The organism is Brevundimonas sp. GW821-FHT09G01, assembly GCF_059416065.1.
Window position 1 is genome coordinate 33,447 of the sequence record NZ_JBWKOL010000005.1, and the last position, 14,014, is coordinate 47,460.

Genomic DNA, 14,014 nt, shown 5'->3' on the forward strand with positions numbered 1-14,014 from the left:
GCCTAGTACCAGCCGGCCTCGCGCAGGGCCTTGGCGTAGCGCCGGCTGACCGGGGCCTCGACGCCGCCGTCCAGGGTCAGGGTGGCGCGGCCCTCGCCCCGGCTGACGGCGCGCACGGCGTTGCGCGCGACCCACCAGCTGCGATGCGTCTGGGCGCCTTCCAGCCCCTTCAGCTCGGTCAGGGCGTCGGACAGCCGCATCAGGATCAGGTCCGAGCCGCGGTCGGTGTGGATGCGCAGATAGTGGTCCTCGGACTCCACCGCCCGGATCGCCGCGCCGCGCAGCTTGGGCGGCAGGCGGTCGAGGAAGCGGGCCGGGGCGCCGCCGACGGGCGCGGCGTGGGTCTGCACCGGGGCGCGTTGCAGGAAGATGTTCAGCACGCTCATCACGCCGGTCACGACCGTCACCGGAATGAAGAAGTAGACCAGCCGTCCGACCGCCGGGTGCCGACCGTGTTCGAACAGGAAGACCGTGTAGCCCCATACGACGAACGTCAGCGGCACGGACATGGCGGCGGTCAGGACCAGGGCGCCGAGCCAGGGCTTGCGGTCGAAGTCGATCCAGCGCTCGATGATCTGCGAGCAGACGTGCCCCCAGACGGCCCCGCCGATCATGAGCGGCACCCAGTAGATCAACCGGTGCAGAAAGGGCGCGCCGGTCATGCCGAAGGCGCCGGTGAAGGCCAGCACGACCCCGGCGATCGACGAGACGGCCAGACCCTTCACCAGGTTGCGATCCAGCGTCAGCGACAGACGAAATGGCGCGTCCGTCACTCGGGCCTCGGCGTGCAGACGGCGCGGAAGCCGGCGGCGGCGAAGCGCACCATGTAGTCGGCGGCGCTCTCCAGATCGCCGGAGCGGCACAGGCCGCCGGACAGGCGGTCCAGGCGGCCCGTCTCGCCCAGCGTCAGGGTGAGGGCGCCCGACAGGTTGTGATAGGCCCAGTACAGGTCGACGTCGCGCGCCTCGGGCAGGACCTGCTTGATCAGTTCGATCAGCCGCCGGATCGCCGGGTCGAAATAGCGGGCCATGGTCTCGCCGCCGAAGGTCGGGTTGGCGTTGGTCTGGGCCACCAGGGCCGAATAGTGTTTCCAGCCGGGCCCGCCCTTCAGCGACCACTGGAACGGCGGACGCAGGAAGGCCTCCAGCAGCCCCTCCAGCGTCATCGTCTCGCCGACCTCGCGGGCGTAACGATTGATGGCGTCGACCCGTTCGTTGTTCCAGACCTCGGCCCGGCGCAGGAAGACGGCGTCGAACAGGCCGCGCTTGGCCCCGAAATAGTAGTGGACCAGCGCCGTATCGACTCCGGCCTCGCGCGCCACCTCGCGGATGGTGACGCCGTAGAAGCCGTGCTTGGAGAACAGGTCCTCGGCCGCGTCGAGAATAGATTCCCGGGTGTCGGTGCCGCCGGCGGCCCGCGTTTTCGGCGGCCGGCCCCGCCGCGCGGGGCGGACCTCGGAATCGGGAGCGGGCGCATCAAGCTTGGTCATGGCCCACGCTAGGCCGTGGGACCCCGCCAGTGCAACGGCGCCACAGGTTTCCGCCACGCTTCCGTCGCGGAAGCGCCACGGTTTGACAGAGGAGGGAAAACGGTTACCTTCCCGGAAAATCATTGAACGCTGAATAAAAGCGTCGACACCGGAAACATCAGGGATTGGGGCTGCAAATGAACAGACTCGTGAAAACCGCCTTGCTCGCGGGGGCCGCCTGGAGCGCGCTCTCAACCATGGCCATGGCGCAGGACGTCCCCCAGGACGGGGCGTCGACGCTGGACGAAGTCGTCGTCTCGGCGCGTCGTCGCGATGAAGCGCTGAAGGATGTGCCGATCTCGGTCTCGGCCATCGGCGCCGAGCGCCTGGAACAGACCGGCGCCGCCGACATCACGGCCCTGCAGCAGCAGACGCCGAACGCCACCGTCCAGGTCGCCCGCGGCTCGAACTCGACGCTGATCTCCTTCATCCGCGGCATCGGCCAGCAGGATCCGCTCTGGGGCTTCGAGCCCGGCGTCGGCCTGTACGTCGACGACGTCTATGTCGCCCGTCCTCAGGGCGCGGTGCTGGACATCTATGATGTGCAGCGCATCGAGGTCCTGCGCGGCCCGCAGGGCTCGCTGTACGGCCGCAACACCGTCGGCGGCGCGGTCAAATACGTCACCTCGCGCCTGTCCGCCGATCCGGAACTGACGCTGCGCGGGTCCTACGGCAGCTATAATCAGACCGACCTTCTGGCCATGGGCAGCCTGCCGCTGGCCGACAATTTCCGCGTCGGCGGGGCCATCGCCAGCTATCAGCGCGACGGCTACGGCACGAATCTGAACACCGGCGCCGAGCACTACAACAAGGACGTGCTGGCCGGCCGGCTGAGCGCCGAATGGGAACCGCGCGAGGACGTCCAGATCCGTCTGGCCTACGACCGCACCGAGGACGACTCGAACCCCCGCCACGGCCACCGCGAAGTGGCCGGCGCGACCCCGAACTCGGGCGTTCCCGGCAGCGTCTACGACACCTACGCAGGCATCGGCGACAACAACTCGGTGATGAACCAGGGCCTGTCCGCCACGATCCAGATCGACGTCAACGACCACTGGACGTTCAAGTCGATCAGCGCCTGGCGCGAAGGCGACACGGACACCGTCATCGACTTCGACAACACCCCCGCGCCGACGCTGGACATCCCCGCCTACTATTCGGACGACCAGATCACCCAGGAGTTCCAGTTCCTGTTCAACTACGACCGCATCCAGGGCGTGATGGGCTTCTTCTACCTGGACGGCCATGCGGAGGGCGCGTTCGACACCATCGTCGGCAACCCCCTGCTGCCGGTGGCGAGCCAGTTCGTGATCGGGACCTCCGGCTATGTCGACACGACCAGCTACGCCTTCTTCGCGGACGTGAACCTGGACCTGACCGACCGGCTGCACCTGTCGCTGGGCGGCCGCTATACGCTGGACGAAAAGACCGGCCGCGTGTTCCGGGCCAACTACGCCGGCGCGACCCGCAGCCCGCTGCTGGGCGGCACGGCCCGCGCGCCGACCCTGCTGCGCACCGACTATCGGCGCACCAAGGACTTCGACCAGTTCACCCCGAAGGTGGCCCTGTCGTATGACCTGACGGACGACCTGACGACCTACGCCTCGTTCTCGCGGGGCTTCAAGTCGGGCGGCTTCGACATGCGCGGCGACGCGATCCTGACGCCGGACACGGTCAACGGCTACAACCCCGAAACGGTCGACTCCTACGAGATCGGCCTGAAGGGTTCGCTCAGCCGGCTCTCGTTCGCCTCGTCGATCTTCTACAACGAGTACAACGACCAGCAGGTGACGACCCAGGTTCCGGCGGTGGGCGGCATCGCCTCGTTCGTCGACAACGTCGGCTCGTCCACCTTCTACGGGGCCGAACTGGAAGGCCGCCTGCGGATCCTCGACAACCTGACCGCCAACTTCGCGATCGGCTATCTGCACTCCGACTTCGAAGAGTTCCTCCGCTACAATCTGACGACCGCGAAATACGAGGACATCTCCAGCCAGGTCGTGCTGCAGAACGCGCCGGAATGGACCGGCTATCTCGGCTTCACCTGGATCGGCGACGTGGCGGGCGGCGAGCTGGCGGTGACGCCGTCGATCTCCTACCGCGGCGACTACAGCCAGTTCGAGTTCCCGAACCCGGTCCTCGACCAGCAGGCCTACAGCCTGGTCGATCTGTCGGTGGTCTGGACCGATCCGAGCGACCGCTTCACGGTCGGCCTGTACGGCAAGAACCTGACCGACGAGGAATACCGTGTCGGCGCCTACAACTTCGCGGGCGCGACGTTCGACAACTCGCTGATCGGCTACTACGGCCCGCCGCAGACGGTGACCGCCACGGTTCAGTTCAAGTTCTGACCCTCTGAAGCCTGATCGGTTCCGATCAAGGGCGGCGGTTCTGACGAGCCGCCGCCCTTTTCTTCTGGCGCCCGCCGACGGCGCCGCTACGGTTCGTTCAAAGAAAAATACAAGTCGAGGGAAACGCCATGACCGCCACCGACGCCCCTGTCCCGGAACCGACGACCGCCCAGCCGCCGGCCAAGGGGGGCTACCGCTACTATGTGCTGGCGGTCCTGATCCTGGTCTACATGCTGAACTTCCTGGACCGGCAGATCATCGGCATCCTGGCCGCGCCGCTGAAGGCGCATTTCGCCATGTCGGACACCCAGTTCGGACTGCTGGGCGGCATCGCCTTCGCCTCGGTCTATTCGACCCTCGCCATTCCCCTGGCCTGGCTGGCCGACCGGTTCAGCCGCGTCTGGATCATGACCGGCGCCCTGGCGGTCTGGTCGGGCTTCACCGCCCTGTGCGGCGTCGCCGGCTCCTTCACCCAGCTGTTCCTGTTCCGCATGGGCGTGGGCGTGGGCGAGGCGGGCGGCGTGGCCCCAGCCTATTCCCTGATCGCCGACTACTTCCCGCCGCACCAGCGGGCCCGCGCCCTGGCGGCCTTCGCCTTCGGCATTCCGCTGGGCACCGCGGCCGGCACCCTGATCGGGGGCCTGGTGGCCGTGGCCTACGGCTGGCAGACCGCCTTCATCGCCGTGGGCCTGCTCGGCCTGATCGTGGCGCCCGTGCTGCTGTTGACCGTGCGCAATCCGAAACGCGGCGCCACCGACGCGGCCAAGATCGTGGATCCGCTGGCTGACGCCACGCCCGCCGCGCCGGGCTCGGCCCGCGCCGGGATGCGCGCCGCCCAGATCATGCTGGTCCTGGGCGTGGCCGCCCTCGTCGCGGCCGCCATCTCGCATTTCACCGGCGGGACCTCGACCCTGCTGTTCGCCTTCGGCGGCCTGCTGGCCATCGCCATCGGCGCCTCGCTGTTCGTCGCCCGCTCGACCGCCTCGGTCCTGATCCCCAAGCGCAGCTTCTGGCTGCTGGCGCTGGGGGCGGCGTCGTCCTCGGTCTGCGGCTACGGCGTCGCCGGCTGGCTGCCGCTGTTCATGATGCGCAGCTTCGGCCTGACCCTGGGCCAGACCAGCTGGTACTATTCCGGCGTCGCCCTCATCGGCGGCCTGCTGGGCATCTGGGGCGGCGGCATGATCGCGGACAAGCTGGCCAAGCGCGGCAAGGGCGCCTATCCGCTGGTCCCGGCCATCGCCTTCCTGATCTCGGCGCCCTGCTTCGTGCTGGCGATGAACTCGCCGTGGCTGATCGGCCAGTTCATTCCGGGGGGCGGCACCCAGGTGCAACAGCTGACCCTGGCCTTCTTCATCTTCCTGATCCCCACCGGCCTGAACCTGGCCTGGCTGGGTCCGATCACGGCGGCGGTCCAGCATCTGGCCCCGGCCCCGATGCGTTCGACCGCCTCGGCCCTGTTCCTGCTGATCAACAACCTGCTCGGCCTGGCCGTCGGCTTCTTCTACTTCGGCTGGATGAGCGACCTGCTGCGTCCGCAGTTCGGGGACGAGAGCCTGCGCTGGGCGATCTACACCGGCATGGGCTTCTACATCCTGGCCGCCTTCCTGCTGATCGGCGCGTCGCGGACACTCAAGAAGGACTGGGTGGACTAGAGCGAAATCGGTTGACTTGGACGCAGTCCAACTCAGCTCAGATTTCGCTCCAGTTTGATGCTGGAGCATTTTTTGGGTTCAGGTCGTACCGACCTGAAGCAAGAATGGTCTAGGGAAAACGCCCCGCCGCGCAGGCTGACGCGGCGTGACGGTTGCACCTGCGAACGTGGGGGTCCTATAAGCGCCCCACGTTTTCCAGGCAGCGGTCCTCCCCATGAACATTCACGAGTATCAGGCCAAACAGGTCCTGAAGGGCTTCGGCGCACCGGTCGCGGCCGGCGTCGCCATCACCAGCGCCGACGAGGCCGAGGCCGCGGCGCGGCAGCTGCCGGGTCCGCTCTATGTCGTGAAGAGCCAGATCCACGCCGGCGGGCGCGGCAAGGGCAAGTTCAAGGAACTGGGTCCCGACGCCAAGGGCGGCGTCCGCCTGGCCCGCTCGATCGAAGAGGTCGTGGCCAACGCCAAGGAAATGCTGGGCAACACCCTGGTGACCGCCCAGACCGGCGACGCGGGCAAGCAGGTCAACCGCCTGTACATCGAGGACGGCGCCGACATCGATCGCGAGCTGTACCTGTCGATCCTGGTCGATCGCGACCATGGCCGCATCGCTTTCGTCGTCTCGACCGAGGGCGGCATGGACATCGAGGCGGTCGCCCACGACACGCCCGAGAAGATCGTCACCCTGGTCATCGATCCGAACACCGGCGTCACCGACGCCGACGTGGCCAAGATCAACACCGCCTACGGCCTGACGGGCGCGGCGGCCGAGGACGGCAAGTCGCTGTTCCCGATCCTGTACAAGGCCTTCGTCGATACCGACATGGCCATGCTGGAAGTCAATCCGCTGATCGTCATGACCGACGGCCACCTGCGGGTGCTGGACGCCAAGGTCAGCTTCGACGGCAACGCCCTGTTCCGCCACGAGGACATCAAGGCGCTGCGCGACGAGACCGAGGAAGACGCCAAGGAGATCGAGGCGTCCAAGTACGACCTGGCCTACGTCGCCCTGGACGGCGACATCGGCTGCATGGTCAACGGCGCCGGCCTGGCCATGGCGACGATGGACATCATCAAGCTGTACGGCAAGGAGCCGGCCAACTTCCTGGACGTCGGCGGCGGCGCCTCGAAGGAGAAGGTCACCGCGGCCTTCAAGATCATCACGGCCGACCCCAACGTGAAGGGCATCCTGGTCAACATCTTCGGCGGCATCATGCGCTGCGACGTCATCGCCGAGGGCGTGGTCGCGGCGGTGAAGGAAGTGGGCCTGAAGGTGCCGCTGGTCGTTCGCCTGGAAGGCACCAACGTGAAGGAAGGCAAGGCCATCCTGAACGAGTCGGGCCTGGCCATCACCGCGGCCGACGACCTGGACGACGCCGCCCAGAAGATCGTCGCGGCGGTCGGTTGAGTTCATTCGCTTACCGTCCCTGAGCATCGGGGGCCGGTTGGAGAGAGGCCTTGGCCAAGTTCGAAGTGGTCGCGATGGCGCTGGCGCCGGAGCGGCACATCAGCACCTTCGTCGCCCACTACCGCCGCAGAGGCGCGGATCGCATCCGCGTCTTCTTCGACGGGGAAACGGCGCTGGCGGGGGACTTTGAAGGCGCCGAGGTCATCGCCTGCGACGAGGGCTTCTGGCGTGATCTGGGCGTTTCACGTCCCGAAAGCGTCGAGGACCGGCAGAGGGCCGTCTACGATCTCGCCTACCGCCAGACGGCGTCCGACTGGCTTCTGGTGGTCGATATCGACGAGTTCATCCTGGGCGAGGGGTCGATCGGCGACCTGCTGGCGTCGACGGCTTCGGATCGGGAATCCGTCATCTTCCGCACCGTCGAGGCGGTCTACAGCGACCAGCACGATCTGTCCCAGGAGTATGGGGCGGCCTTCTTCAGACGATCCTATGGACGCCCCTTCAGCTCGGTCCTGCCCTACCTGCTCTATCCGGGCTGCGGCGGCTTCTTCACCCAGGGTCTGCTCGGCCACGACATGGGCAAGCATGCGGTCCGGGCCGGCCTTTCCGGCGTCGAGATCTGCATCCACGAATCCAAGCGCGGCGGCGCGCCCCTGTCGGCCGCCGTGGCCAAGACGCTGCTTCTGGCCCATTACGACGCCATCAGCCTGGAGCAATGGCGCGGCAAGTGGGACCGGCGGCTGGCGGTCCAGGACACCTGGGAGATGGGCCGCAAGCGACGCCTGCAATCAGCGCTCTATGACCGGGCGCGCCGCCTGGGCGCCGAGGCCGAGCTGTTCCGGCGAATCTACGTGGTCAGCGGCTTCCAGACCTTCGTCCTTCGCTGCCTCAACCTGATCATTCCAAACAACCAAACGATTTGACCGTCCAGAGAGAGCCTTCAGATGTCCATCCTCGTCAACAAAGACACCAAGGTCCTCGTCCAGGGCCTGACCGGCAAGACCGGCACCTTCCACACCGAGCAGGCGCTTCGCTACTACGGGACCAAGATGGTCGGCGGCATCCACCCCAAGAAGGGCGGCGAGCTGTGGCACGGGTCGGAAGGCGAGACCCTGCCGATCTTCGCCACGGTCGCTGAAGCCAAGGACGCCACCGGCGCCGACGCCTCGGTCATCTACGTGCCGCCGGCGGGCGCCGCGGACGCCATCATCGAGGCCATCGACGCCGAGATCCCCTTCATCACCTGCATCACCGAGGGCATCCCGGTGCTGGACATGGTGCGCGTGAAGGCCCGCCTGGAGAAGTCGAAGTCGCGCCTGCTGGGCCCGAACTGCCCGGGCGTCCTGACCCCGGAAGAGTGCAAGATCGGCATCATGCCGGGCTCGATCTTCAAGAAGGGCAACGTCGGCATCGTGTCGCGTTCGGGCACCCTGACCTATGAGGCGGTGTTCCAGACCACGAACGAAGGCCTGGGCCAGACTACGGCGGTCGGCATCGGCGGCGACCCGGTCAAGGGCACCGAGTTCATCGACGTGCTGGAGCTGTTCCTGGCCGACCCCGAGACGACCTCGATCATCATGATCGGCGAGATCGGCGGCGGCGCGGAAGAAGAAGCCGCCCAGTTCCTGATCGACGAGGCCAAGAAGGGCCGCAAGAAGCCGATGGCCGGCTTCATCGCGGGCCGCACCGCGCCCAAGGGCCGCACCATGGGTCACGCCGGCGCCATCGTCTCGGGCGGCAAGGGCGACGCGGAATCCAAGATCGCCGCCATGGAGGCCGCGGGCATCCGCGTGTCGCCGTCGCCGGCGCGCCTGGGCACGACCCTGGTGGAAGTCCTGAAGGGCTGATCCTTCCGGCGAGCATCCGGCTTGGGCCGGATGCTCGCACCGGTTGACTTGATCTCGCGCAATAGGCGAACGTCCGACGCCCTCATCTGGAGGGCGAGTTCGGAGGTTCCCATGACGATTCGTCTCAAGCTCCTGTCGGCCGTCGCCGCGTCGGTCGCCGTCTTCGTCGGCGCCGCAGCCGGCCCCGCGGTCGCCCTGTCCGAGCCGCTGTACAGCTATCTGTACTACAGCGACGCCACCCTCACCGAGCAGGTCGGCTCGTGGCAGGGGGTCTGCTACAATGGCTGGGCCGGGGTGACGCAATATCCCGACGGCCAGGTGACCCAGTACGAGGTGCGGGTGCGCATCGGGACCTGCACCGACAACGGCGCCATCTACGAATAATGAACTGACGTCAGGCCACGCCGGCGCGGTTCGCTGACCGGGTCGGCGTGGCGGACGCGAGCCGATGTCTCACTTGTGGGGCATGACGCGGGCGAATTTCACCCGATTTCAGCGAAATTCGACCCTAGCGCCGCTATTCGGTCATGACCCATAAGGAAACAGCGCCTATATGAGCGCCGTCGCCTCCGCGCAGACGTGCGCGCGCGCTTCAAGGGACTGACGAGAACGATGGCGGACGATGCCGGTCGGCTGAACCAGGTCTTTGCCGAGACCAGCTTCCTGTATGGCTCCAATGCCTCGTTTATCGAGGACCTTCACGAGAAGTGGGCCGACAATCCCGCCTCCGTGTCCGCTGAGTGGCGCGCCTTCTTCGACCAGCTGCGTGACAACGCCGAGCAGGTGAAGGCCGCCGGCGCCGCGGGCGGCTGGGGCCGTCCGATCACCAGCGAACCGACCGAAGCCGAGGCCGTGTTCGACGGTCGCTGGCCGGCGCCCAAGCCCGATCCGAAGAAGCCCGGCGCGCCTGTCGCCGCCGCAGCTCCGGCCGCCGCCGCGCCCGCCGCCTCGGCGGACGAGATCCGCGCCGCCGCCCACGATTCGATCCGCGCCCTGATGCTGATCCGCAGCTACCGCGTGCGCGGCCACCTGCAGGCGACGCTGGATCCGCTGGGCATCGAGCAGCCGGTGAACAACCCCGAGCTGACTCCCGAATTCTACGGCTTCACCGCCGCCGACATGGACCGTCCGATCTTCCTGGACGGCGTGCTGGGCCTGCAGACCGGCAGCATCCGCGAGGTGCTGGCCATCCTGCGTCGCACCTACTGCGGCAACATCGGCATCCAGTTCATGCATATCGCGGAGCCGGAGGAGAAGTCCTGGCTCCAGCAGCGCTTCGAGGGGCCGGACAAGTTCGAGCAGAACGCCTTCTCCAAGGAAGGCAAGCTGGCGATCCTGAACAAGCTGATCGAGGCCGAGGGCTTCGAGCGCTTCCTGCACAAGCGGTTCCCCGGCACCAAGCGCTTCGGCCTGGACGGCGGCGAGGCCATGGTCCCGGCGCTGGAGCAGGTCATCAAGCGCGGCGGGTCGCTGGGCGTCGACGAGATCGTGCTGGGCATGGCCCACCGCGGCCGCCTGAACACGCTCGCCGCGGTGATGGGCAAGCCCTATCGCGCCATCTTCCACGAGTTCCAGGGCGGCTCGACCGTGCCTTCGGACATCGAGGGTTCGGGTGACGTCAAATATCACATGGGCGCCAGCTCGGACCGCGAGTTCGACGGCAACACCGTCCACCTGTCGCTGACCGCCAACCCCTCGCACCTGGAGATCGTCAACCCGGTCGTCCTGGGCAAGGCGCGCGCCAAGCAGGCCTTCGACATCCGCGAGGCCAACGTCGGCAAGCCCGAGGAAGAGTGGGCGCTGGACCGTTCCAAGGTCGTGCCGCTGCTGATCCACGGCGACGCCGCCTTCGCCGGCCAGGGCGTGGTGGCGGAATGTTTCGCCCTGATGGGGCTGAAGGGCTACCGCACCGGCGGCACCCTGCATTTCGTGATCAACAACCAGATCGGCTTCACCACCAGCCCGCGCAACTCGCGCTCGTCGCCCTATCCGTCGGATGTGGCGCTGATGGTCCAGGCCCCGATCTTCCACGTGAACGGGGACGATCCGGAAGCGGTCGTCTTCGCCTCCAAGGTGGCCACCGAATACCGCCAGAAATTCCACAAGGACGCGGTGGTGGACATGTTCTGCTACCGCCGCTTCGGCCACAACGAAGGCGACGACCCCACCTTCACCCAGCCGCTGATGTATTCGAAGATCCGCGCCCTGCCCTCGACGCGCGAGATCTACGCCGCGCGCCTGGTCAAGGAAGGCGTGGTCACCCAGGCCGAGATCGACACCGAGGTCGCGCGCTTCGAGGCCTTCCTCGACGCCGAGTTCGACGCCGGCAAGGCCTTCGAGGCCAAGAAGGCCGACTGGCTGGACGGTCAGTGGACCGGCATCGGCCTGGCCGAAGGCGATGAGCGCCGCGGCGAGACCGCTGTCCCGCTGGCCAAGCTGTCCGACATCGGGCACCGCCTGACGACCATCCCGAACGCCGTCGACATCCACAAGACGCTGAAGCGCGTCATCGACGGCCGCCGCGAGATGATCACGTCCGGCCAGAACATCGACTGGGCCACGGCCGAGAGCCTGGCCTTCGGGTCGCTGCTGGAAGAGGGCTTCCCGGTCCGCCTGTCGGGTCAGGATTCGGTGCGCGGCACCTTCTCGCAGCGCCATTCGGGCATCGTCGATCAGACGACCGAGAAGCGCTACGTCCCGCTGAACAACCTGTCGGACAAGCAGTCCCATTTCGAGGTCATCGACTCGGCCCTGTCGGAAGAGGCGGTGCTGGGCTTCGAATACGGCTACGCCCTGTCCGACCCGAACACGCTGGTCATGTGGGAAGCCCAGTTCGGCGACTTCGTGAACGGCGCCCAGGTGGTGATCGACCAGTTCATCTCGTCGGGCGAACGCAAATGGCTGCGCATGTGCGGCCTGACCATGCTGCTGCCGCACGGCTACGAAGGGCAGGGCCCCGAGCACTCGTCGGCCCGTCTGGAGCGCTTCCTGCAGGCCTGCGCCGAAGACAACATGCAGGTCGCCAACTGCACGACCCCGGCCAACTATTTCCACATCCTGCGTCGCCAGATGCACCGGCCGTTCCGCAAGCCGCTGATCATGATGACGCCCAAGTCGCTGCTGCGTCACAAGAAGGCGGTCTCGACCCTGGCGGACATGGCGGAGGGCAGCTCCTTCCACCGTGTGCTGCACGACGACGCCCAGACGCGTCCGGAGGTGGCCGGCGTCAAGATCAGAGCCGACAAGGACATCCGCCGCGTCGTCCTGTGCTCGGGCAAGGTCTATTACGACCTGCTGGACCGCCGCGAGCGCGACGGGATCGACGACGTCTATCTGCTGCGTCTGGAGCAGTTCTATCCGTGGCCGATGAAGTCGATGATGACCGAACTGGCCCGCTTCCCGAACGCCGAACTGGTCTGGTGTCAGGAAGAGCCGAAGAACATGGGCGGCTGGACTTTCGTCGATCCGTGGATCGAACTGACGCTCGAAAAACTGGACGTGAAGGCCAAGCGGGCCCGCTACGTCGGTCGTCCGGCCTCGGCCTCGACCGCCGCGGGCCTGATGAGCCGGCACCTGAAAGAACTCGACGCCTTCCTGACCGACGCCTTCGCCTGATAGCGTAGCCGCACTTCTGATCTGAACGAGACCTGGACCCGACCATGGCCGACATCCTCACCCCCGCCCTCGGCGAATCCGTCACCGAAGCCACCATCGGCAAGTGGACGAAGAAGGCCGGTGATCCGGTGAAGAAGGACGAAGTCCTGGTCGAGCTGGAGACCGACAAGGTCTCGCTGGAAGTCGTTTCGCCCGCCGACGGCGTGCTGGCCGAGATCAAGTTCGCCGAAGGCGACACGGTCACCCCGAACGCCGTGCTGGGCGTGGTGTCGGAAGGCGCGAGCGCCCCGGCCCCTGCCGTCGTCGCCGCTCCGGCCGCCGAAGCGCCCAAGACCGAAGCCGCCCCGGCCGCAGAGGCGCCCGCCGCCGCTCCGGCTCCGGCACCCGCCGCCTCGGGCGGCGTCGTGCCGATCTCCACCCCGACCATGGGGGAAAGCGTCGCCGAAGGCTCGATGGGAACCTGGCTGAAGAAGTCCGGCGACACGGTCGCCAAGGACGAACTGCTGGTCGAGATCGAGACCGACAAGGTCGCCGTCGAGGTGTCGGCCCCGGCCGCCGGCGTGCTGACCATCCTCGCCGACTCGGGCGCCACCGTCACGCCGGGCCAGCAGATCGGCTCGATCGCCGCCTCGGGCGATGTCCCCGCCGCCGCTCCGGCCGCCGCCGCTCCGGCCAACAGCGGCTCGGCCCAGTTCGCTTCCGCGTCCTCGGGCGACGCCCCGCACCTGTCGCCCGCCGTCCAGCGCGTGGTGACCGAGAACAACCTCGATCCGAAGGCCATCGAGGCCACCGGCCCGAAGGGTAACATCACCAAGGGCGACGCCCTGGCCGCCATCGGGGCCGCCGCTCCGCAGGCCGCTCCGGCGCCGTCGGCCCCGGCTCCCGTCGCCGCCCCGGCCGCCCCGCGCGCCGACCAGCCGCGCGAAGAGCGGGTGAAGATGACGCGCCTGCGTCAGACCATCGCCCGCCGTCTGAAGGAATCGCAGAACACCGCCGCCCAGCTTACCACCTTCAACGAGGTGGACATGACCAACATCATGGCGCTGCGGGCCCAGTACAAGGACGTGTTCGAGAAGCGCCATGGCGTGAAGCTGGGCTTCATGTCCTTCTTCACCAAGGCCGTCGTCGCGGCCCTGAAGGAGATCCCGTCGGTCAACGCCGAGATCGACGGAACGGACATCATCTACAAGAACCACTACGACATCGGCGTGGCCGTCGGCACCGACAAGGGCCTTGTCGTGCCGGTGCTGCGCGACGCCGACGCCCTGTCGCTGGCCGGCATCGAGAAGGGCATCGGCGATCTGGGCAAGGCGGCCCGCGACGGCCACCTGACCCTGGACCAGCTGCAGGGCGGCACCTTCACCATCACCAACGGCGGCACCTACGGCTCGCTGATGTCGACGCCGATCCTGAACGCGCCGCAGTCGGGCATCCTGGGCATGCACAACATCGTGCAGCGCCCGATGGCCATCAACGGCGAGGTGAAGATCCGCCCGATGATGTACGTGGCCCTCAGCTACGATCACCGCATCGTCGACGGCAAGGAAGCCGTGACCTTCCTGGTCCGCGTGAAGGATCTGCTGGAAGACCCGGCGCGCGCGCTGCTGGATCTCTGA

10 protein-coding genes are annotated in these 14,014 nt (G+C 67.4%); 8 read left to right on the forward strand and 2 right to left on the reverse strand.

The features are described 5' to 3' along the window. Positions 1-2: 2 nt before the first annotated feature. A complete protein-coding gene (locus AC07NB_RS10945) occupies positions 3-773 on the reverse strand; it encodes a LytTR family DNA-binding domain-containing protein (RefSeq protein ID WP_291836979.1) in 771 nt (256 codons plus the stop codon). Continuing rightward, on the reverse strand, positions 770-1,489 hold the full coding sequence (locus AC07NB_RS10950) for a TetR/AcrR family transcriptional regulator (protein ID WP_494571017.1): 720 nt from the start codon (positions 1,487-1,489) through the stop codon (positions 770-772). The genes AC07NB_RS10945 and AC07NB_RS10950 overlap by 4 nt, the downstream gene beginning before the upstream one ends. A 176-nt stretch (positions 1,490-1,665) precedes the next feature. Between AC07NB_RS10950 and AC07NB_RS10955 the strand changes: the two genes are divergently transcribed. The 8 genes from AC07NB_RS10955 to odhB all read left to right on the forward strand — a co-directional run bounded on the left by AC07NB_RS10955 (position 1,666) and on the right by odhB (position 14,014). After that, complete coding sequence (locus tag AC07NB_RS10955; RefSeq protein WP_291836982.1) at positions 1,666-3,879, forward strand: TonB-dependent receptor; 2,214 nt, start codon at positions 1,666-1,668, stop codon at positions 3,877-3,879. Between the two features lie 128 nt (positions 3,880-4,007). After that, a complete protein-coding gene (locus AC07NB_RS10960) occupies positions 4,008-5,531 on the forward strand; it encodes a spinster family MFS transporter (RefSeq protein WP_494571018.1) in 1,524 nt (507 codons plus the stop codon). Positions 5,532-5,745: 214 nt separating this feature from the next. Beyond that, positions 5,746-6,936 (forward strand): ADP-forming succinate--CoA ligase subunit beta, encoded by a 1,191-nt coding sequence (sucC, locus tag AC07NB_RS10965; protein ID WP_494571019.1) that lies wholly within the window; start codon positions 5,746-5,748, stop codon positions 6,934-6,936. A 50-nt stretch (positions 6,937-6,986) separates the two neighbouring features. Next, positions 6,987-7,859 carry a glycosyltransferase family protein gene (locus AC07NB_RS10970; protein WP_291836988.1) on the forward strand — a complete coding sequence of 291 codons (873 nt, stop codon included), beginning with the start codon at positions 6,987-6,989 and terminating at the stop codon, positions 7,857-7,859. Positions 7,860-7,880: 21 nt separating this feature from the next. Then, on the forward strand, positions 7,881-8,783 hold the full coding sequence (gene sucD / locus AC07NB_RS10975; RefSeq protein WP_492312136.1) for a succinate--CoA ligase subunit alpha: 903 nt from the start codon (positions 7,881-7,883) through the stop codon (positions 8,781-8,783). A 111-nt stretch (positions 8,784-8,894) separates the two neighbouring features. Further along, on the forward strand, positions 8,895-9,167 hold the full coding sequence (locus tag AC07NB_RS10980; protein WP_492312137.1) for a hypothetical protein: 273 nt from the start codon (positions 8,895-8,897) through the stop codon (positions 9,165-9,167). Positions 9,168-9,395: 228 nt separating this feature from the next. After that, a complete protein-coding gene (locus AC07NB_RS10985; protein ID WP_494571020.1) occupies positions 9,396-12,398 on the forward strand; it encodes a 2-oxoglutarate dehydrogenase E1 component in 3,003 nt (1,000 codons plus the stop codon). A gap of 44 nt (positions 12,399-12,442) precedes the next feature. Further along, positions 12,443-14,014 (forward strand): 2-oxoglutarate dehydrogenase complex dihydrolipoyllysine-residue succinyltransferase, encoded by a 1,572-nt coding sequence (gene odhB, locus AC07NB_RS10990; protein ID WP_494571021.1) that lies wholly within the window; start codon positions 12,443-12,445, stop codon positions 14,012-14,014.